Genomic DNA, 19,340 nt, shown 5'->3' on the forward strand with positions numbered 1-19,340 from the left:
ATGATATTGAGATTCCTTCGGAAATCGAAGATAATACTATTTCGACGGAGCCAATGACAAAATTAGGTTAGTTTCACTAAATAATGTGATACACACAAATATTGTCATTCTGAATAAAATGAGGAATCTCTGCTTATGTTAGGGGTTATACTTCCCCTTCAAATAGATCATTCAGATAATTCTTTTTGTCATCTTCATCCTTTGTAGTTCCCAAATATTTTTTCCATGCCTGGGATTCATGGTATACAATTCCCATTTCCCAGACACAATAAGTTGGAAGGTGAATTTTGTTTCTATCCCAGATCTCAAATTTTCCGGAGCCGTCATAATAAACACTTTCCCATAATTCATTTTCACTTCGCCATGTACAAACCAACAAAAGATAATTTTCACCACATCGGTGCATAATCACGAAACCAAGATCATCGATGTTCTGAAAGTTTTCCTGAGCATTTTCTATGCATATTTGAGCATTATGGATATCCTGTGTTGAAATTTTTGAAGGATCTTCTGCCAGGTCGTACCATTTGAATCTGGTTTTTCCCACGGTGAAAATTCCTTTAGGAGCAGCATATTTAGAAGGATAAGCATTGGATTTCATAAATTTTGTTTTTGATGGTTTTAAGTTTGGCAAGGTAAAAAACAGATGAATAAGATTGTGCTTGATCTTATTTATCACCTGATGTTATAGATTTTATTGATTCTAAATTATCAAAAAAAAACGTAAATTTGTGAACAATTTATATTTAGTATGTTGACGAAAGAAAAGGTTCAGGAATTCCTTAAAGAAATAGAAGTAGACGATTTAGTGAATAATCTTCAGATTATGGGTGATGATGTTTATATTGACATGACCGCTCATTCGCCTGCGATGCACGAAAAGAAAAAGCTGGAAGCTGCAATGAAACAAGCTTTTGCCAGTGAGTTTGGAGAAAATGTTCATTTAAAACTTAAAATCGTTTCTCCGGAACCTAGCGAAATTCAGCAAAGTCAGATCAAAGGAAAACAAATTCCCGGAATTCAAAATATTATCGCTATTGCTTCCGGTAAAGGAGGAGTAGGAAAGTCTACAGTTTCTGCAAATATGGCAGTAACGTTAGCAAAAATGGGTTTTAAAGTAGGATTATTGGATGCCGATATTTACGGTCCTTCTGTTCCTACGATGTTCGATACAGAAGGCGAAAAACCAATTTCTGTAGAAGTGAACGGTAAAAACATGATGAAACCTATTGAAAATTATGGCGTGAAAATGCTATCCATCGGATATTTCTCTGGCGCAAACCAAGCCGTAGTTTGGAGAGGGCCAATGGCTTCTAAAGCATTGAACCAAATGATCAGAGATGCCGCATGGGGTGAGTTGGATTTCTTATTAATAGATCTTCCTCCGGGGACAGGAGATATTCACCTATCAATCATTCAAGAGGTTCCGGTAACAGGTGCTGTTATCGTAAGTACTCCTCAGCATGTTGCTTTGGCTGACGTAAGAAAAGGAATTGCCATGTTCCAGATGGAAAGTATTAATATTCCGGTTCTTGGATTAATCGAGAATATGGCGTACTTTACACCGGAAGAACTTCCTGAAAATAAATATTATATCTTTGGAAATCAGGGAGCGCAATATTTGGCAGAAGATTTGGGAATTCCTGTGTTAGGAGAAATACCTTTAATTCAGAGTATCAGAGAAGCAGGTGATGTCGGAAGACCGGCTGCGCTTCAGGATGGTTCTAAAATTGCAGAAATTTACACGGAAACTGCAAGAAAAATGGTAGAAAGCTTAGTGGAAAGAAACAAAAACCTTCCTCCAACAGAAGCAGTGAAGATCTCCACAATGGCAGGATGCTCGCCGAAAGCAAAATAATAATGTTTCAATTAAATTTGAAAAAACCGAATTGAACTGAAAAAATATGGAAACAAACATAACGCACGAAGATACAGTAACAAGAGTAATGGAAGCTCTGGAAAGCATCAGACCGTTTTTGAACAAAGACGGAGGTGATATTGAGCTTATTGACGTGAAAGATAATCAGGTTTTTGTAAAACTTTTGGGTAACTGCTCCGGATGCTCGTTGAATTTTTCTACTCTGAAATTAGGAGTTGAAAATACAATCAAGCAACATGCTCCGGAAATTGAAAAGGTAGTCAATGTAGAGTAAAAATTATATCTGAGATATTTTTAAAAGACAGGCATTTTCCAAAGCCTGTCTTTTTTTTATTATCTATTATTGCTTTACTACTTTATTGTCTACTCCTGTAAGGGAAGCATTAGGTTTTCCTGATTTTGTTCCTGAAGTTTTGTAGTACACAGTATTACTACCTCCTTCTATGGCTATGTTATTCACTTTATCAATATATACTTTATTACCTGTCCCTGACACTGAAATTTTTCCTGCATTTCCTTTGATCGTTACTGTATTGTCGCCTCCGGAAACTTCAACATTTCCATTAGTAAGGGTGTAATTAAGTTTGTGTCCTACGCCATCTACCTGTATTGTTTTTCCATCAGATTGTTCTACTCCTTTTGTAGATTCTGTTTTTCTGGATTGAGAAAAAACTGTACCTGTTCCCAATAATAGAATGGCCAGAATTGCTATTGTTTTAATATTTTTCATTTTGAATTTGGTTTTTTATTGAAAAGTAAATATAAGTATAAAATAGCGTTCTTGCGTTGTTTAAAAATTAAATCATTTTAATATTGATCTTCAGAATCTCTAAGTTGACAAGTGAGTGTGCAAATTGTTCATCTCCTTTAATTAAAATGAGAATAGAAATGTTAAAAATAGTTTTTAAAAATAAAAAATAGTGATGAAATAATAGAGATCAATGTGTTTTTTAGAATTGGATTATTTTGCGGGTTTCCCTGAAAAATTTAAAATCTTTCCTGACTTATTTCCTTCCAGGGGATGTTTCTGCATGTAAAAATATCCTGAAACGGCAGTCAGAAGCAAGAGTACAAAAATAACCAGAACAATTCTTTTTAACATGTCTCTCATATCGCTAAATTTTTAATATCTCTAATTTCTAAAGTTGATGTAGGATACCCTTTTCGTACTGTATTGATCATTGCTCTTCCTACTTCGTGTAAAGTTAATGATTTTGATGGTAAAAAAATAGGAAAAAACCAAATAAAAGGTTTGAAAAACCATTTTACATTCAATTGTCCATCAACCGGTTTCATAAATCCGGGACGAAAATTATAAGCTGCCTTAAAATTCATCTTCTTCAAAGCATTTTCAGTTCGGCCTTTTACCCTTGCCCACATTAGTTTTCCACTTTCCGTACTGTCTGTCTGGGCTCCGGATACATAATTGAAAATAATGTTTGGATTTTGATTCAGAACTGCTTCTGCAAAGTGAAGGGTGGTATCATAAGTGATTTTGGTATAATCTTCTTCATTCATTCCTACACTACTGATTCCGGCACAAAAGAAACATACATCATATCCCTTGAGGTTTTCATCATTGAGGTCTATTGACAAAAAATCGGGGACAAGATATTCTTTTAATTTAGGATGGGTTTTTCCGGATGGTTTTCTGCTTATACTCAGAATTTCGGAAACATCCGAATTTTCAAGACATTCCATTAAGACGCCTTCACCTACCATTCCGGTAGCACCGGTAAGAATTATTTTGATCGGGTTCATAGTTTTGCTGTTGATAATTGTATGACGAATGGGAGGAGAAAATTACTTTATTTTTTTTGAATATCCGTTTATTTATCTAATCCAGTGGTATTAGCAATAACAAGCCTGTCAAAGAGTTCGTCTCCAAAATATCTTCGGTTAAGTTTGTCGATAAATTCATTTAAATAATAAGATATGTATACTAGAAAGGCTATCTCAGGTGAGACAGCCATTTTTTCTAGTTGTGACTTTAAGTGAACTTATTCTTCTGGACAGAATGTACCTTCCGGAACAAGTCCGAGAGTTGGGCAAAAGAATACTGGAAATTCTATGTGCCCAGGGTCATCCCCATCTCCTCCAGACACTTTTTTTAATTGGCATCTTTCTAATTTTTTTAAATTTTTCATAATATTTGATTTAAAAATTTGGTGATATAAAATTAATAAAAAAAAACTAACTCACATTATGGTGAGTGTTAAAAAATAAAAAAAATAATATGTATAGAATGCTTTTTGTTTAAAAAGAAATAAATTATTAAGAGTCTGTTTAAGTTTTAAGAATTTTATTTTATGAGTTAATTTGCCATTTTATTATGATTAGGGAAAATGACACATTGTATGCTTGTAAGATTACCGGAATGACATCAATTGTTGATATGATTTACCCTAGCCCCGATTGCAGCGGCATCCTTTTTCTGAAATGGAGTAGAAGCGGGAGAAAAAGATACAGCGGAAAGCGGGAATAGCTCCTAAAAAGAAAACCGGACAGAAAATGCCCGGCTCCAAGTAATCTATACTTTAAAAATTATTTCTTATGTTGTAACTGATTATAAATATTCTGGATCAAACCATCTGCTACAGAAATCTTAGGCACAAAGATTCTGTTGATGTCTGCCCAAGACATTACGTTGTTGAAAATAGCCAAAGCAGGGACTAATACATCAGCCCTGTCTTCTCTTAGTGAATACCTGGTCATCCTTTCTTCTACCGAAAGTTCATTGAAAACCTTGTATACTTTTTTAAGATGAGAAAGAGACATAGGTTTTCCGTCTTTGGTTTTACTCATGGAAAATACTTTGTTGATGTTTCCTCCCGAGCCAATGGCAACAATTGGTTTTTTGCTGACGATGTTCTTTTTGATTTCATCCTTCATTTCCTTCCAATTATCCAATGTAACCAGATTATTGAGAAGACGGATCGTTCCTATATTGAATGATCTTTCGTATACCATTTTATTGTTTTCATAGAATGTAAGCTCTGTAGAGCCTCCGCCTACATCAATGTATAAGTAAGCAAATTCTTTATCAAGACCTTCTGCTACGTGGTTTTCGAAGACAAGGGTAGCTTCTTCGTCTCCTGAAATAATTTCTATATCGATTCCGGAAGTTTCTTTCACCTGTCGGATAATATCACCTCCGTTGGCCGCATCCCGCATAGCACTTGTTGCGCATGCCCTGTAATGTTCTACTTTATAGATTTTCATCAGATCACTGAAAATTTTCATGGAATCGATGACCATTTTTTCTCTTTCTGTACCTATTTTTCCAATGGTGAAAACATCCATACCCAGTCTGAGAGGGATTCTGAGCAGATTAAGTTTAATGAATTCAGGTTTTCTGTTGTTTATTTTTACTTCATTAATCAGAAGTCGTGCGGCGTTACTTCCTATGTCTATTGCTGCTATCTTCATTTTTTGCTGGTTTTAGCTTTTAAATATTTATAGGTTTCTATCTGGGAGCGACATTCTTTTTTGTCATTTCTTATATATTCATTACTCAGCTTTTTATCTAAAATCCTTGCTTTTACATTGTCTCTAAGCTGGATATCAAGAATATCTTTTAATTCCTTTTTTAGATTTTTGTCGGTAATTTTAGCTGCTGCCTCAATCCTATAATCAAGGTTTCTGGTCATCCAGTCGGCAGAAGAAATATACATATCCTCGGCTCCTTTATTATAGAAATACATTACTCTGGCATGTTCCAGATATTCGTCTACAATACTTATAGCTTTTATTTTCTCTTTAAATTCTTTTTGGTTGACCGCACAGTAGATTCCTCTTACGATCAGTTTTATAACCACTCCTACAGTGGCGGCATCATACAGCTTTTCGATCAATAACCTGTCACTTAAAGAATTGACTTTGACGATGATCTCTGCTTTTCTTCCTGCTTTGGCCTCTTCAATTTCTTTATCGATATGATGAACGATCTTTTCACGCATGAATTGTGGGCAAACTAATAAATTTTTACAAGTTTTCAAAATCGAAACGTAATCTTCTTTCGGTTTTTTCAAAACATTAAATACTTTATTGATATCTGCCATAATGCCACGATCGGAAGTCAGGAGCAAATGGTCACCATAGATTCTTGCTGTTTTCTCGTTGAAGTTTCCGGTACTTACAAATCCATATTGGATGGTTTTGTTGTGGGCTCTTTTTTTGATGACGCACAACTTAGCATGGACTTTTTTATTCGGGAGTCCAACCAAAACGGTGATTCCTTCCGGCTCCAGCATATCCTTCCATTCCAGGTTGGATTCTTCATCAAATCTTGCCTGAAGTTCCAACATTACGGTTACTTCTTTACCGTTTCTCGCTGCATAGATTAAGGCGTTGATGATTTTCGAGCTGCTTGCCAGACGGTAGGCCGTAATCTGTATAGACTTTACATCAGGATCCATTGCGGCCTCACGTAAAAGGTCTATTACAGGATTATATTTATGATAAGGAAATGTAAGCAGTACATCTTCTTTTAAAATAACATCAGTTACCCTTTCTCCGTGTTCGAAGGCTTGATGGGTAAAAGAGGTTCTTTCAACAGGTCTTTCGTAGGCTTCAAAAACATCAGGGAAATCCATAAAGTGTTTAAAATTATGGATTTTTCCACCCGGAATGATGCTGTCTTTTTTAGTTAGGTTCAATTTTCTGATCAAAAGTTCCAGCAAAGCTTTGTCCATATCTTTATCAAAAACAAAACGAGTTGGTTTTCCTTTTCTCCTGTTTTTAAGGCCTTTTTCTATTTTTTCTGCAAAGTTGGTTCGGATATCATTATCCAGATCCAATTCTGCATCTTTGGTTACTTTAAATGCATTGGCAGCAAATTCATCATATCCGAAATAAGAAAAAATATGGGGCAGGTTGAAAGTGATAACATCTTCCAACAGTAAAACGTTTTTTTCTTCCGGATCTTCTGTTGGCAACAGTACAAATCTTCCTACAAAACGGGACGGAATTTCAATAATGGCATAGTTGCTGGAATATTGCCAGTCTTTTTTTCTCATGGCAACTCCCAGGTACAGACTCTTATCCCTTAAATAAGGCATTGGTGTATTTTCATGAAGCAGGATAGGGATCACATTAGACTCCACCACTTCATCAAAATATTGTCTTACAAACTCTTTTTGCTTTGTTGTCAGGTTTTTAGCATTTTTAATAAATACTTTATGATCAGCCATCTCAGTCTGGATTTTTTTCCAGGTTTTGTCGAAGTTGAGCTGTTGTTTCATCACTACATCATTGATGCGCTGAAGGATTTTGGAAGGGGGTTGATAAAATGATTCTGCAATCACTTTTTCTTTAAAATCCATAGCACGCTTTAATCCGGCAACACGTACTCTGAAAAATTCATCTAAATTGTTGGAGAAAATCCCAAGGAAACGTATTCTTAAATGTAAAGGAACTTTTTCGTCCATGGCTTCTTGTAAAACTCTTTCATTAAAGGCAAGCCAGGTAATATCTCGTGGATTAAAGTGTAGTGACATTATATAAGTGTATATTTTATCAAAAATAATAATTCGTCCAATTTCTAACCCTATTTCTTAGGTTAAACTTTAATTAATTTTGTGGCAGTGGTAACCAGGGCTTTTTTGATTGAAAATAACACATGATCATATGACTGAATTTCAATGCTTTTTTATATTTTTATTATCAAACTAGAATACCATGAAAAAAACAATTTTATTGAGCTTATTGCTCTCAGTAGGATTAATGAATGCTCAGCATAAATCTAAATATGGACTTTTTGCCGGGGTAAATTTCAGCAGTCTTTCCGGTTCAGATTCAAAAGGTTTCTCTTCCCGAACGGGCTTCCATGCCGGTGGATTTATTTGGAGCTACTTATCTGATAAAGCTTCTATTGATGTTGAGCTGGCCTATTCACAAATGGGAGCTGATTTTAAAACAATCTTCCCTTCTATTGAAGCTACTCCCATTACGTTGAGCGGAAAATTAAAAACAGATTACCTGAGATTGCCTGTACTATTCACTTATCATCCTGTAGAAAATTTTTCAGTTTCATTAGGGCCGGAAGTTGGGATGTTATTAAGTAAAGAAGTTGAGTACAATCAAGTAGTCAATGGGAAAACCAAATATAAACCGGATAATATGCAATCATTGGATGCCGGAATAAAGGCAAAAATCCATTATGTATATAGCAAGCATTATCTGGCATCGGTAGGATATTATCTCGGAATGACAAAAATTTATAAGGATGCCTTGATGTATACTCCTAATTCGGCAGTGGTACAGGATGCTCCTAAAATATATAATTCCAATTTTAATATATCATTTGGATATGTTTTTTAATCTGAATTAAGAGTAATCTATGGCACATTGATGTAGTTTAGCTGAAAAAATTTCCATATTAATTCATATAAAACCTCGATAATATCGGGGTTTTTGTTTTTGTTGTGTCATTTTGTCACAATTCTTTGAATGGTACAGATATTGAGAAATTGAGAGTGTAAATAAAATTAAAAATTAGAAAAAATATAAAATATTATGAGTAAAATAATTGGAATTGACTTAGGAACAACCAACTCTTGTGTTGCTGTGATGGAGGGAAAGGACCCTGTTGTTATTCCTAACGCAGAAGGGAAGAGAACAACTCCTTCTATCGTTGCGTTTACAGAAGATGGTGAAAGAAAAGTAGGTGACCCTGCAAAAAGACAGGCTGTAACGAATCCAACAAAGACTGTTTACTCTATCAAAAGATTTATTGGAACGCACTTTAAAGATGATGCTTCTGAAATCACAAGAGTACCTTATAAAGTGGTTTCCGGACCAAACGATACTGTAAAAGTAAAAATTGACGATAGAGAATATACTCCACAAGAAATCTCTGCAATGACCCTTCAGAAAATGAAGAAAACTGCTGAAGATTATCTTGGACAAGAAGTAACAAGAGCGGTAATCACTGTTCCTGCCTACTTCAACGATGCGCAAAGACAAGCTACTAAAGAAGCTGGTGAAATCGCTGGCCTTAAAGTAGAAAGAATTATCAATGAACCTACAGCTGCAGCATTGGCTTACGGTCTTGATAAAAACCATAAAGATCAGAAAATTGCAGTATATGACCTTGGTGGTGGTACTTTCGATATCTCTATCCTAGACTTGGGAGATGGTGTATTCGAAGTATTGTCTACAAACGGTGATACTCACTTAGGAGGTGATGACTTCGATGATGTGATCATCAACTGGATGGCTGATGAGTTCAAAGCTGAAGAAGGTGTAGATTTAAAAGCTGATGCAATTGCTCTTCAAAGATTGAAAGAAGCTGCTGAAAAAGCAAAAATCGAATTATCTTCTTCTCCTCAGACTGAGATCAACTTACCATACATCACAGCTACGGCTACGGGTCCTAAACACTTAGTGAAGACTTTAACAAAAGCTAAATTCGAGCAATTATCTGCTGATCTTGTAAGAAGATCTATGGAGCCTGTTGCTAAAGCATTAAAAGATGCTGGTTTATCAACATCTGATATCGATGAAGTAATCTTGGTAGGTGGTTCTACAAGAATCCCAATCATCCAGGAAGAAGTAGAAAAATTCTTCGGTAAAAAACCATCTAAAGGAGTTAACCCGGATGAGGTGGTAGCTATTGGTGCTGCTATCCAGGGAGGTGTATTAACAGGAGACGTAAAAGATGTATTACTTCTTGACGTTACTCCACTTTCTTTAGGTATTGAAACAATGGGTTCTGTATTCACTAAATTAATTGAAGCGAATACTACTATCCCAACTAAAAAATCTGAAGTATTCTCTACAGCTTCTGACAATCAGCCGGCTGTAAGCATCAGAGTAGGACAAGGAGAAAGACCAATGTTCAACGATAACAAAGAGATCGGTAGATTCGATCTTCAGGATATTCCACCTGCACCAAGAGGAGTTCCTCAAATCGAAGTAACTTTCGATATTGATGCTAACGGTATCTTAAGTGTATCTGCTAAAGATAAAGGAACCGGTAAAGAGCAGTCTATCAAAATCCAGGCGTCTTCAGGTCTTTCTGACGAAGAAATCGAAAGAATGAAGAAAGAAGCTCAGGAAAACTCTGCAGCTGATGCTAAGAGAAAAGAAGAAGTTGAAATCTTCAACAAAGCTGACGGATTGATCTTCCAAACTGAAAAACAATTGAAAGAATTCGGTGAAAAACTTTCTGCTGACAAAAAAGCAGCAATCGAAGCAGCTCACGCAGAATTGAAAACAGCTTTCGAAGCTAAAAATGCTGATGATGTAAAAGCTAAAACTGAAGCTTTAGACGCAGCATGGATGGCAGCTTCTGAAGAATTATATGCAGCTGGTCAACAACCGGGTGCTGATGCAGGTGCCGGAGCTCAAAACCCTGGCGGTAATGCAGGAGGTGAGGATGTACAGGATGCAGACTTCGAAGAAGTGAAATAATTATTAACCGACAACAGTTAATAAAATATATAAAAACCGTCTTAGATAGCGATCTAAGACGGTTTTATTTTTGATATTTTCTGATTTTATGTTTTACTGGTGTCATAGCCCAATTTTTATAAAAAGCTTTATGATTGCTCTGTCATTTTTCAAATTATAAATTACCAGTAGCTGTTGGCTAATGAAAATTGATTATAAATAGTATATTTGATAATTGAGAGAAAATTTAATAAAAAAATATACATATGAAAATAAAATTTATCTTTTTTTGCTTATTGCTATTCAGTTTTGTGAATTCTCAGATTATTTCTGGAAAAATTATTTCTAAAGAAAATAATCAAGTGATTCCTTACGCAAGAATTGGAGTTGAAAATGAAAATATGGGAGCACTTACAGATGAGAATGGAAATTATAACATTGACTTATCCAATATTGATCAATCTAAAAAAATAATTGTTCAGTTAGGAGGCTATAATTCTTTTGAACAAAATGTTAAAGACTTTATCAATTCAAATAATCATAATATTATCCTTAAAGAAAAAGTTAATGAAATTGCTGAATTAAAAATAAACCCCAAAATTTTTGAAAGTAAAAATATTGGAGTCAAATCAAAAGCAAAGCATATGCTTTACGGGTTTAGCTCGAACGGCTCTAATCAAACAGCTTATAGAGAATTTGCAATCCCATTTTCAAACAAAAAAAAATTAAAAATTGAGAAAATACATCTTAACATAGCAAAGTTTAAAACGGATAAACCTATAGTTCTCAATTTTAATGTTTATTCTAAAAAAAATAAACAACCCGGAGAGTCCATTCTTTTGGAAAATCTTACCACAGAAATAACGGCAGATAAAATCATAGACGGAACATTTACTTTTGACTTAAATGATTATTCTGTTTGGATTGATAAAGAAGATTTTTATGTCTCTGTACAAATTATGAGTGGCTTTAGAGGTGATTTTGGTTTTAGTGCTGCATTATTAAGAACTGTTTTTGAAAGATCTTTTTATAGCAATTGGGAAAAAATAACTGCAGGAAGTCCGGCAATTAATATTGATGTAAGAATTGAAAAAGAAGAACGTTATACAGCATAGTATTACTAAATATATTTAAAGCTATTATCATGCTTTTAGAAAGATTTCTTTTTTTTAAATTTATAAATCCTTACTATTGCTGTGATGTAGAAGAATGCTAGAGAAGAGGATTTTGATTTTATACATTAAAAACAACAATTGAAGCTACTCATGTAGAATTAAAAACCGCTTTTGAATTTAAAAACATTGATGTGGATTTCAAAATCCTGGCGGTAATGCAGGAGGTGAGGATGTACAGGATGCAGACTTCGAAGAAGTTAATAATTAATAGTTATAAAATAAAACCCGCCGTAAACATCGTTTACGGCGGGTTTTATTATGTGAAAATATCGGGACTCAAAGAATCTCTACTTCCTCCGGAACTATGAAGAGAATAAGACATCCATTCTCAGATTTTACACTATGCTTAAAGCCGGGCGGAGTGTACAAATAGTCTCCTTTTTCCAAATATCCGCCTGCAATAAGCGCATCACCTTCCAGAATGAAAAGTTCTTCACCGGCAGGATGGTTGTGATAAGGGTAGCTTGCTCCCGGTTCAAATTTTAAAAGAATGGTAGTAGAGCGATTTTTCTCAGGATCAAATTTTAAAGATTTTACAAAAATACCTTCATAGTGAATTCCTTTTTCAATTAAAGGCTGCCATTCTTTTTGTTCTGTTTTTACGATATAATCGTTGATGTTATTACTCATGATATTGAATTTATTATTGATTTAAAAATTGTTCTAAAGTCCATTGATGAGTTGGAAAAGTACTCAACAGAAATGCTCCGGCACTGAATGCAAAAACCGAATAATCCAAAGGCTCTTTAATGCCAAATGAGATGCTCATGGCAACGGCAAACATGAAAGTTAAAAAAGAAGCACAAAAAGCTGTTTTACTGACCTTATAACCTATAAGCAGCAGAATACCAATTGAAAGCTCTGCAATCGTTGATAATACTGCAATGGTGGGAGCAAAAGATTGAGGGAGAAACGAATTGGTTTCAGCTGTATAATGTATAAAGCTTTTCCATCCTGAAGATCTGGACCCCCAAAGATTCAGTCTGCTGGCTATTGCTGATAAAAATCCGCCTGCCAATGTTATTCTTAATAAGAAAATAGCGATGTCCTGTCTGGTTTTCATACTTATTATTTTAGGTCTTAATGACAAGTACAAAGTTCAGAGAAAACGCTTGTCTAAAGAATAGACGATTTCGGGAAAAGCATATAATATTTGATAAAGTTCAGGATTCTGGTTGATAAGTTATATTGAATTTTTAATTGAGACGCAAAGTCTTAAGAAACTTATGTTTTAAGGTGTTAAAGATGGAATCAATGGAGTTGATTCGATGAAGCAATTAGATAGCATTCGCTTCCTTTCTTAGCTCACTTAAAAATAATGGACATTTTAAATAAAATCTTTGCGTGGTAAAAATTTAGTTTACCCTGAATTCGGATAACAACTTTCTATGTTTAATCAGGATGGAAGCTTGGAGTTTAAAGAAGGAAGTTATTCAGGTTATAAAGAAGATTTTCCTGTATTTTTATCTTTTTTAAACAATGATGTCATTAAAAACCATCTATAGTTTATGAGACTGACAGTAACTTCCTGCCTCCCTCTTCCAGCTTCCATCCTCCTGCTTTTTCCTGACTTTATCTCTAATTCTTCACAGATTTTTGATAGTCCTTTGGGGAGACTGAAGTGTGTTTTTTAAAAAAATTGGAGAAATAAAAAGGATCATTGAATCCTAGTAGATAGGCAATTTCTTTAACGCTTAGCTTTTCATAAAGCAGTAACCTTTTGGCTTCCGAAATTACAAGGCTATAAATCACATTTTGTGCTGTTTTATTGGTGTGTAGCTTTGAAACTTCATTTAATTTGGCTTCGGTAGTGCCTAATATATCAGCAAAACGGGAAACAGGGTAATTGTCTGCAAAGTGTTTTCGGACATTTTCAAGAAAATTTAAAAATAAAGCATCCGGTTTCCATATTTCATCGCCATTTGCAATTTTGCTGCGGTTGATTTCCACTAATAGTAATTCCACCAAAGAATGGGTGGCAATAAGATATTGATAAGGTTTGTCCTGAATTTCTTTTTCAATCATGTTCAGTATTTCCGAAAAAAAGGAAGCATTTTGAATGGTAATCATTTCATTCATTCCAAAATGACAGAAAAGTCCGTTATGGAAAATCAATTCAATATCACTATCGCTTTTGCTGAAGAAATCAAGGGTGAATTCAAGTGCGGTCAGTTCGCCATTCACCGTGATCAATTGATGAAACTGTCCCGAAGTAATGGTAACTGTTTGATGAGCATTCAACATAAAAACATGTTCATCTATCAGGATTTCAGCATTTCCGCTAAGGCACCAGAATAGGGTATATTTAATTACTCTTCTTGGTTCGGGATGCCCGTTCTGATTAGTATACTTTTTTATTTCAATCATTTTTTATGGTCATTAGGAATTGGATATTTTGATTGGAAATAGATGAATCATAAAAATTTACGTTTGACTAAATTACAAAAAATGTATACATTCGTATTAACATAAAAAATAAATTTCAAATGAAATATTCTAAGATCATTGTAGTAGCTGCTTTATTGTTTTTTCAATTGAGTATGGCACAGGAAAAAGCAGATATTGTTTTGGATAAAGCACGTACAGAAGCCAAGATGGGTAAGAAAAATGTTTTGCTGATGTTTCACGCTTCATGGTGCAAATGGTGTAAGATGATGGAAAAGAATATGAATCTTCCGGAAACCCAAGCTATTTTTAATAAAAGATTTGTTACTGCCTATGTAGATGTTCAGGAAAGGGGAGAAAAAAAATCTCTTGAAAATCCGGGAGGCCAGGAGCTGATGAATAAATACAAAGGTGAAAATGCAGGACTTCCTTTTTGGTTGATCTTGAATCCAAAAGGGGAAGTGATTGCGGATTCATTTAATGAGAAAGGCGAAAATTTAGGTTCACCGGCTACACCGGATGAAGTTTCTGCTTTCATCGTGAAACTTGGAAAAGCTTCAAAATTGAGTAAAGAGGAAAGTGAAACCATTCAGAAAGTATTTATGAAGAAATAAAAACCTTCTATGTATCACATAAAAAATCCCCGGAATGTTTTATTTCGGGGATTTGTTGTATTGTGGTCAGATTATAAAGCTTTATAATAATACTCAATATTACTCCATAATACCTGATCTTCTGTTTTTGTCATTTCTGTATGAGTGGTAAAAATGTTCCCAAAAATATTCTCGTACTGAGTAGTTCCAAAAAGGGTATTTTGGGTAATTAACATTCCATCATGATCTTCTCTGGGAACTTTTTTGATATACCTGAAAGTTCTTTTTAAAGTAAAAGTGGATGTGTTTTTATTAAAATTACCAATATAGTTGGGCTTACTGTTGTTGTCATTGATAAAGACTGAGTCATTGGATATCGTAAACTTATAGGTAAAATCTGTAGAAGATTCTGAAACCAGTTTGATAGAATTGTTTTTCATATCAAGGTTTATTTTCATCCATGCGGGTTCCTGATACAAAGCCCAGTATTTATTAAGAAAAGATTCATCAGGAGTTGATCTTTGAGCACCTTTATACAGAACAGTACCTGTCACCTGGTAACTCTTAAAATCAAAATGATACATTTCTTTATCTACTGGTCTGGGATCTTCAATGGTGTTGTCATTCGTCCCACATGAAAGAAGGGCAACAAAAGCCATGGAAGAGAAAAAATATTTCATCGTTATTATTTTTTTTGCAAAAGTAAGTTTTTTATGCGTGTTTCTGCCTAAAAGTTGTTCTGTTAGGACAAAAAATGGAAAAGGCGAGTTTGCAAATCTGCATTCCTCGCCTTTTATTTTTACATATTATTTTCCAAAAAAGATCTGATCCTGTTTTTGCTGTTCGTTATAAATAATCTGGAAGCTTACAGGCATATACTGGTAAAGAAGTTTCCAGTGTTGGATCTTAGCATGTTTTTTAAAACTTTCAAAAGATCTTACAAACAGGTTTTCAATCATGGTTCTTACATAAGAATTACCATTTCTGTAGATCCAGTCCATCAGCTTGATGTGATGGGCAATGATGTTGATCTTAGATTCCTGAAGCAGATTCTTAAGATAATTAACCGTAGCCTGCATAATCCCTGCAAAATTATCCTGCACAGATAACTGTGTGATTTCATTGCGAAGTGGCGGATAGAAAAATTTTAAGTATTCAACAGCTATTTTTTGATTAATAGTTTGCATTTGTACTTTCATCATAATTAAGAATTTTTCAAACACTTTTTATTGCAGCCAAATGTATACCAAAATTTAAATGCAAGCTGCAAAAATGAATACACCTACAATCACAGCAATGTGAGTGAGTAATATCTCTGCATTGTGTCTATTTGTGGTGGTTTTCCACGTTTTCCAGTCTGAAATTTTTCGAATTTTATTTTTCATAATCTATTGATTGTGAGTTATTTTTATTTTTGTTTAATTTAAACACTTTGTAATGAAACAGATAAAAAATGTAATAAAAACTTTATATACCGTGGCTGTAAATTTGTCTCGAATAGGTCTTCTGTAAAGTAGAAGAGATGTGACTAAAGATCACTTTTCTGTATTCTTCACTGCAAAATGCGGTAGAATTGTCCAGAGAATAGATAAAAGTAGTTTCAATTGCATTTTTCAATACCGTGTCACCATCAGTGTAAATTTTGTCCATTTTCTGTAAACTTTTGAAAAGGAGATTTCTGTCATTCTGGCGGATCATATTTTTAATACGTTCTGTAAAGGTTCGGATGATACTGTATGAGTTTTGAATTTTGATTTCTTTTACTTCATTTTCAAAATCGGGAACCACTTCTGTAATTTCCTGTACGGCCTGTAAATAGTTCATATTATTTATTTTAAATGGGGTTATGTTCCAACATTTTAATGACTCCTCCAAAAATGAAAATCACTAAAAAAGCGATAAAAAGAAGATGATATGGTTTCAGCCACTTCGGAGTCTCTGGTCCCCGGCTTTTTAATCTTCTTAACTTATCTATTCTGTTTAATGTTTTTAAGTCCATATTTCAAGGTTTTCAAATGATGATGCCAATGATGTTCCGTGAGAAAGTGATATTATTTAATGTATTGAAAATGAATATTTTGTGTTTTTGTTGCTTATTTTTATTGATGAAAAAGCATGTCAAAATGAGAAGGTTTTTATCAAATTGAAAAAGAAGGTGAAGAATAAAAATAGGATTTGTTCTAAACTTTCTTAGACATACTAAAATGTTTTTAGAATACTCGATGTTTAGATTCTTTCAGAATGACAAAAAGTAATGGGTATCACTAGATAAAATGAAACAAATGAACATTGTCATTCTGCAGGAATCCAGACTTATTCATTTCTGTAAAGTATATATCGAGCTCTTAACTTATTTTAAGTTTTCCATAAAGATTAGAATGAATATCTTTGCAGTCCAAATATTCAGAAGATGTTTTCAAAAATTATAGTACACAGAGTCGGAAATAAGATCAATGGAGATTCCTTAACGCTTTCCCAGGAGGAATTGAAGCTGGAGGAAGGTATGGCAGAATTGCTGGAGGATTACTTTTTAGGGTCATTCAAATCGGAAGAAACTTTTCATTTTTACAGTGATACCTATCTGGTGAACAATCCGGTTTACAGTGCAGTATCTGAAATTTTTGATGATAAGTCCAAGTTTATGTGGGAATCTGAAAATATTGCAAAACACCTTTTTGAGGCTGCTGAAAACCCTAGAGTTCAGAGTGGAGAGTTGTTTATTGTTCTTTTTGAAGATGAAAGCGATCGTCCGGATAAAGTGGATAAAATCGGAATCTTTAAAACCGAAAAAAGAGAATCTTTCCTTAAAATAAATCCTACAGAGGAAACATTTGATATTGAAAAAGATCAGGGAATCGGATTATCTAAAATTGATAAGGCAGCTTTGATCTACAATAATAATAAAGATACCGGATATGTACTTTCCGTAGTTGACAACAACAAAAACGGAGATATGTATTACTGGTTCGAAGATTTCTTAAAAGTGAAACAACGTGATGATGAGTACTTCCACACGCAGGAAGCTTTAATGGTATACAAAGATTATATCACAAAGCAACTTCCACAAGAGTTTGAGGTATCTAAAGCGGATCAGGCAGATTTCCTTAATAAATCCATCAATTTTTTCAAAGAAAAAGAAGAGTTCAAATTGGATGAGTTTGCTAATGAAGTATTAGGAGATGAGCATGTAATTGAAAGCTTTGTCAACTTTAAAACCGATTACGAACAGGATATGCAGGTAAATATTGCAGAAGAATTCCCGATCAGTGAGGCAGCGGTGAAGAAAACACAGAGACATTTTAAAAGTATTATCAAACTAGATAAAAATTTCCATATTTACATCCATGGAGACCGACAAAAAATTGAGATGGGGGAGGATGATAAAGGAAAGTATTACAGACTTTACTTCGAGAAAGAAGTATAATTGAGAAGAGCTTTAAAAAGCTGGAAGCAGGAGGCTGGAAGTTATGAAGGCCATAAGAACTGCTATTTATTTGTTTTCTCTTCTTTAGGTAAAATTTTAATTAGGTGGTTGATGGTAGGTCATTATAACTAAAAGTAACTTTCAACCTCCCTCTTCCAGCCTTTAATAAATAATAATATCATAACTTTATTGCTGATTATAAAATGACAGTTATGAAGTTTATGCTCATTTTCTGGGGAGCTTTCCTCTTTTTTTTCTGCGTTCCTTTTCCCATTTTTATTTATATGGCAAGTGAGGAACTCGCAACAGAACCGAGAAATTCATTAGCTGTCAGCTATGGATACCTCGGTTTTTCTTTGTTGCTATGGTTGTATATTTTAGGATTCTTTATTAACAACCTCTTTATTAAAACTTTTAAGGAAAGGAATACCATTTATTCCATTTTGAAGAATGGAATTCCAAGAGACGCCAAAATTACCCGTTATCAACTTGTGAAATATCTTCCGAAAACGAATATGAATATCATTCAGGTTGTTCTTTCATTTCCTAACCTTAGAAATACGATGATTGAACATGAGATGATGTTTCACGATTCTAAACCGCAGGAGAAAAGATACGATGTTGGAAATAACGTCAAGGTGTTGCTAAACCCTAATGTGTCAAAAGAACCTTATTTTATTCTCAATGATCAGAAAGTAGGATTCAATGCATCAGGAGTCATTCTGAGAATAGTGTTTATTGTATTGTTAATTGCTTATGTAATAGGATTGTATTATTATTTCTATATGCGGGAGTCTTTTGATTTTGGCTGGAGGTTCCTTACATTCATGCATCCTATTATTTTCAGTGGTGTGATGATCCTTATTTATATGTTGGTATTTCAATTGATCGTAGGAAAATTTTTTAAAAATAAAAAAGAAGAACGAATCCTGTTTGCCGGAAGAAATGCTGAAGCCAATATCATCAATGTAAGTCAAACCGGATTGACTGTAAACGATCAACCTGAGCTTATGTTTCAGGTTAGTTTCAAAGATTTCAAAGGAAACGAGCATATCGCTGTATATAAAAAGATCGTGAGCCTTTTGAATCTTTCATCAGTGCCTAAACAAGGAACAATAGAGATTCTGTATGATGAAAATGATCCAAAGAAAATTATGATTCCGAAGATATTTTAATGAAAAGACAGAAAGCTAGAAGAGAGAGGCTGGAAGTTACTTTCAGTTTGGTAATTATATACAATTTTATATTGGCGCTGTTATCTTATTCCTATGACTCTGTCATTCTGAATGAAACAACGTGAAATGAAGAATCTCTTATTGTAGTTGGATATTGAGATTCTTCCTTCGTCAGAATGACAGTGGCGTTAAATATACTAGTATCCTTAAGTTATTATTGCTAACCATCAATGAAATAATTATTTCTATATTAAAAAGAAGAGATAAATAGTGATGCTTTATGACCTTCATAACCTCCTGCTTCAGTCTCCATCT

The 19,340-nt window shown here is 34.1% G+C and carries 21 protein-coding genes and 1 pseudogene; 8 read left to right on the forward strand and 14 right to left on the reverse strand.

All coding sequences use genetic code 11. From position 1 onward, the window contains the following. Positions 1-145: 145 nt before the first annotated feature. Positions 146-601, reverse strand: a complete 456-nt coding sequence (locus CW752_RS10570) for a hypothetical protein (protein WP_101239674.1) — start codon at positions 599-601, stop codon at positions 146-148. Between the two features lie 150 nt (positions 602-751). Between CW752_RS10570 and CW752_RS10575 the strand changes: the two genes are divergently transcribed. Beyond that, on the forward strand, positions 752-1,858 hold the full coding sequence (locus tag CW752_RS10575) for an Mrp/NBP35 family ATP-binding protein (protein ID WP_101239675.1): 1,107 nt from the start codon (positions 752-754) through the stop codon (positions 1,856-1,858). 46 nt (positions 1,859-1,904) lie between these two features. Further along, on the forward strand, positions 1,905-2,153 hold the full coding sequence (locus CW752_RS10580; RefSeq protein WP_045500144.1) for a NifU family protein: 249 nt from the start codon (positions 1,905-1,907) through the stop codon (positions 2,151-2,153). Positions 2,154-2,219: 66 nt separating this feature from the next. On the opposite strand, the gene CW752_RS10585 is transcribed toward CW752_RS10580, so the two are convergent. The 6 genes and pseudogenes from CW752_RS10585 to ppk1 all read right to left on the reverse strand — a co-directional run bounded on the left by CW752_RS10585 (position 2,220) and on the right by ppk1 (position 7,377). Then, positions 2,220-2,609 carry a DUF3060 domain-containing protein gene (locus CW752_RS10585; RefSeq protein ID WP_101239676.1) on the reverse strand — a complete coding sequence of 130 codons (390 nt, stop codon included), beginning with the start codon at positions 2,607-2,609 and terminating at the stop codon, positions 2,220-2,222. A 377-nt stretch (positions 2,610-2,986) separates the two neighbouring features. Further along, on the reverse strand, positions 2,987-3,640 hold the full coding sequence (locus tag CW752_RS10590; protein ID WP_101239677.1) for an NAD-dependent epimerase/dehydratase family protein: 654 nt from the start codon (positions 3,638-3,640) through the stop codon (positions 2,987-2,989). A 68-nt stretch (positions 3,641-3,708) separates the two neighbouring features. Beyond that, positions 3,709-3,819, reverse strand: a pseudogene (locus tag CW752_RS10595) (IS1595 family transposase); the annotation flags it as partial. Between the two features lie 60 nt (positions 3,820-3,879). Next, positions 3,880-4,026, reverse strand: a complete 147-nt coding sequence (locus tag CW752_RS16900) for a bacteriocin-like protein (protein WP_185117611.1) — start codon at positions 4,024-4,026, stop codon at positions 3,880-3,882. A 397-nt stretch (positions 4,027-4,423) separates the two neighbouring features. After that, a complete protein-coding gene (locus CW752_RS10600; RefSeq protein WP_101239678.1) occupies positions 4,424-5,308 on the reverse strand; it encodes an exopolyphosphatase in 885 nt (294 codons plus the stop codon). After that, on the reverse strand, positions 5,305-7,377 hold the full coding sequence (gene ppk1 / locus CW752_RS10605) for a polyphosphate kinase 1 (protein ID WP_101239679.1): 2,073 nt from the start codon (positions 7,375-7,377) through the stop codon (positions 5,305-5,307). Before ppk1 ends, CW752_RS10600 begins: the two co-directional genes overlap by 4 nt. Positions 7,378-7,558: 181 nt before the next feature. On the opposite strand from ppk1, the gene CW752_RS10610 reads away from it, so the two are divergent. The 3 genes from CW752_RS10610 (at position 7,559) to CW752_RS10620 (ending at position 11,388) form a co-directional block, all read left to right on the forward strand. Beyond that, positions 7,559-8,200: a porin family protein gene (locus CW752_RS10610; RefSeq protein WP_101239680.1), complete on the forward strand. Its 642-nt coding sequence runs from the start codon at positions 7,559-7,561 to the stop codon at positions 8,198-8,200. A 195-nt stretch (positions 8,201-8,395) separates the two neighbouring features. After that, on the forward strand, positions 8,396-10,294 hold the full coding sequence (gene dnaK / locus CW752_RS10615) for a molecular chaperone DnaK (protein ID WP_101239681.1): 1,899 nt from the start codon (positions 8,396-8,398) through the stop codon (positions 10,292-10,294). Positions 10,295-10,539: 245 nt separating this feature from the next. After that, complete coding sequence (locus CW752_RS10620) at positions 10,540-11,388, forward strand: carboxypeptidase-like regulatory domain-containing protein (protein ID WP_101239682.1); 849 nt, start codon at positions 10,540-10,542, stop codon at positions 11,386-11,388. A 336-nt stretch (positions 11,389-11,724) separates the two neighbouring features. On the opposite strand, the gene CW752_RS10625 is transcribed toward CW752_RS10620, so the two are convergent. The 3 genes from CW752_RS10625 to CW752_RS10635 form a co-directional block, all read right to left on the reverse strand. Continuing rightward, entirely contained in the window at positions 11,725-12,078 is a 354-nt protein-coding gene (locus CW752_RS10625; RefSeq protein ID WP_101239683.1) for a cupin domain-containing protein, read from the reverse strand. Positions 12,079-12,091: 13 nt separating this feature from the next. Beyond that, positions 12,092-12,511 carry a DoxX protein gene (locus tag CW752_RS10630; protein ID WP_101239684.1) on the reverse strand — a complete coding sequence of 140 codons (420 nt, stop codon included), beginning with the start codon at positions 12,509-12,511 and terminating at the stop codon, positions 12,092-12,094. Between the two features lie 515 nt (positions 12,512-13,026). Further along, positions 13,027-13,815: a helix-turn-helix domain-containing protein gene (locus CW752_RS10635; RefSeq protein WP_101239685.1), complete on the reverse strand. Its 789-nt coding sequence runs from the start codon at positions 13,813-13,815 to the stop codon at positions 13,027-13,029. Positions 13,816-13,934: 119 nt separating this feature from the next. On the opposite strand from CW752_RS10635, the gene CW752_RS10640 reads away from it, so the two are divergent. Beyond that, on the forward strand, positions 13,935-14,447 hold the full coding sequence (locus tag CW752_RS10640; RefSeq protein WP_101239686.1) for a thioredoxin family protein: 513 nt from the start codon (positions 13,935-13,937) through the stop codon (positions 14,445-14,447). Positions 14,448-14,518: 71 nt separating this feature from the next. Here the strand turns inward: CW752_RS10640 and CW752_RS10645 are convergent, their stop codons facing one another. The 4 genes from CW752_RS10645 to CW752_RS16905 form a co-directional block, all read right to left on the reverse strand. After that, positions 14,519-15,106: a hypothetical protein gene (locus CW752_RS10645; protein ID WP_101239687.1), complete on the reverse strand. Its 588-nt coding sequence runs from the start codon at positions 15,104-15,106 to the stop codon at positions 14,519-14,521. 126 nt (positions 15,107-15,232) lie between these two features. Beyond that, entirely contained in the window at positions 15,233-15,628 is a 396-nt protein-coding gene (locus CW752_RS10650; protein ID WP_101239688.1) for a hypothetical protein, read from the reverse strand. 265 nt (positions 15,629-15,893) lie between these two features. Next, complete coding sequence (locus CW752_RS10655; protein ID WP_101239689.1) at positions 15,894-16,250, reverse strand: hypothetical protein; 357 nt, start codon at positions 16,248-16,250, stop codon at positions 15,894-15,896. Positions 16,251-16,260: 10 nt separating this feature from the next. Beyond that, on the reverse strand, positions 16,261-16,425 hold the full coding sequence (locus tag CW752_RS16905) for a hypothetical protein (RefSeq protein ID WP_185117612.1): 165 nt from the start codon (positions 16,423-16,425) through the stop codon (positions 16,261-16,263). A 411-nt stretch (positions 16,426-16,836) separates the two neighbouring features. On the opposite strand from CW752_RS16905, the gene CW752_RS10660 reads away from it, so the two are divergent. After that, positions 16,837-17,850 carry a nucleoid-associated protein gene (locus CW752_RS10660; protein ID WP_101239690.1) on the forward strand — a complete coding sequence of 338 codons (1,014 nt, stop codon included), beginning with the start codon at positions 16,837-16,839 and terminating at the stop codon, positions 17,848-17,850. Between the two features lie 212 nt (positions 17,851-18,062). Further along, entirely contained in the window at positions 18,063-19,025 is a 963-nt protein-coding gene (locus CW752_RS10665) for a hypothetical protein (RefSeq protein ID WP_133121681.1), read from the forward strand. Positions 19,026-19,340 lie beyond the last annotated feature (315 nt).

Source organism: Chryseobacterium sp. PMSZPI (assembly GCF_002835665.1).
GTDB lineage: Bacteria > Bacteroidota > Bacteroidia > Flavobacteriales > Weeksellaceae > Chryseobacterium.

Coding starts and splice junctions, on each gene's coding strand:
- CW752_RS10570 (WP_101239674.1), bottom strand. CDS start 601: ATGAAATCCAATGCTTATCCTTCTAAATATGCTGCTCCTAAAGGAATT.
- CW752_RS10575 (WP_101239675.1), top strand. CDS start 752: ATGTTGACGAAAGAAAAGGTTCAGGAATTCCTTAAAGAAATAGAAGTA.
- CW752_RS10580 (WP_045500144.1), top strand. CDS start 1,905: ATGGAAACAAACATAACGCACGAAGATACAGTAACAAGAGTAATGGAA.
- CW752_RS10585 (WP_101239676.1), bottom strand. CDS start 2,609: ATGAAAAATATTAAAACAATAGCAATTCTGGCCATTCTATTATTGGGA.
- CW752_RS10590 (WP_101239677.1), bottom strand. CDS start 3,640: ATGAACCCGATCAAAATAATTCTTACCGGTGCTACCGGAATGGTAGGT.
- CW752_RS16900 (WP_185117611.1), bottom strand. CDS start 4,026: ATGAAAAATTTAAAAAAATTAGAAAGATGCCAATTAAAAAAAGTGTCT.
- CW752_RS10600 (WP_101239678.1), bottom strand. CDS start 5,308: ATGAAGATAGCAGCAATAGACATAGGAAGTAACGCCGCACGACTTCTG.
- ppk1 (WP_101239679.1), bottom strand. CDS start 7,377: ATGTCACTACACTTTAATCCACGAGATATTACCTGGCTTGCCTTTAAT.
- CW752_RS10610 (WP_101239680.1), top strand. CDS start 7,559: ATGAAAAAAACAATTTTATTGAGCTTATTGCTCTCAGTAGGATTAATG.
- dnaK (WP_101239681.1), top strand. CDS start 8,396: ATGAGTAAAATAATTGGAATTGACTTAGGAACAACCAACTCTTGTGTT.
- CW752_RS10620 (WP_101239682.1), top strand. CDS start 10,540: ATGAAAATAAAATTTATCTTTTTTTGCTTATTGCTATTCAGTTTTGTG.
- CW752_RS10625 (WP_101239683.1), bottom strand. CDS start 12,078: ATGAGTAATAACATCAACGATTATATCGTAAAAACAGAACAAAAAGAA.
- CW752_RS10630 (WP_101239684.1), bottom strand. CDS start 12,511: ATGAAAACCAGACAGGACATCGCTATTTTCTTATTAAGAATAACATTG.
- CW752_RS10635 (WP_101239685.1), bottom strand. CDS start 13,815: ATGATTGAAATAAAAAAGTATACTAATCAGAACGGGCATCCCGAACCA.
- CW752_RS10640 (WP_101239686.1), top strand. CDS start 13,935: ATGAAATATTCTAAGATCATTGTAGTAGCTGCTTTATTGTTTTTTCAA.
- CW752_RS10645 (WP_101239687.1), bottom strand. CDS start 15,106: ATGAAATATTTTTTCTCTTCCATGGCTTTTGTTGCCCTTCTTTCATGT.
- CW752_RS10650 (WP_101239688.1), bottom strand. CDS start 15,628: ATGATGAAAGTACAAATGCAAACTATTAATCAAAAAATAGCTGTTGAA.
- CW752_RS10655 (WP_101239689.1), bottom strand. CDS start 16,250: ATGAACTATTTACAGGCCGTACAGGAAATTACAGAAGTGGTTCCCGAT.
- CW752_RS16905 (WP_185117612.1), bottom strand. CDS start 16,425: ATGGACTTAAAAACATTAAACAGAATAGATAAGTTAAGAAGATTAAAA.
- CW752_RS10660 (WP_101239690.1), top strand. CDS start 16,837: ATGTTTTCAAAAATTATAGTACACAGAGTCGGAAATAAGATCAATGGA.
- CW752_RS10665 (WP_133121681.1), top strand. CDS start 18,063: ATGAAGTTTATGCTCATTTTCTGGGGAGCTTTCCTCTTTTTTTTCTGC.